Genomic DNA, 235 nt, shown 5'->3' with positions numbered 1-235 from the left:
CGGCGGTCGCGCTACGAAAGCTGGTCGAGACGGCGCGCGCAACCGGCGAGCATGGCGACCGTCGACGCGCAGCACAGGAGGCGGTGTATCGCTTCATGACGGCGCTGGCGGGCAACCTGCCGGATTACGAAGATGCGACTCGTGCGCTCTATGCCGGCGACCGGCCGCGCTTCGAAGAAAAAATCGCGCAATGGCCGGAGGATGTCCGCAGGTACACGCTGCGGCTCGCTGAGAA

The 235-nt window shown here is 66.4% G+C and carries 1 protein-coding gene; it reads left to right on the top strand.

All coding sequences use genetic code 11. From position 1 onward, the window contains the following. A partial coding sequence (locus tag SB822_RS61035) for a DUF2239 family protein (RefSeq protein ID WP_410859646.1) occupies positions 1 to 235 on the top strand: 235 nt, incomplete at both ends.

Source organism: Paraburkholderia sp. SIMBA_054, from assembly GCF_046534875.1.
Lineage (GTDB): Bacteria > Pseudomonadota > Gammaproteobacteria > Burkholderiales > Burkholderiaceae > Paraburkholderia > Paraburkholderia hospita.
Note: the sequence above shows the minus strand (reverse complement) of the source record. Positions and strands in the feature narration are given on the sequence as shown.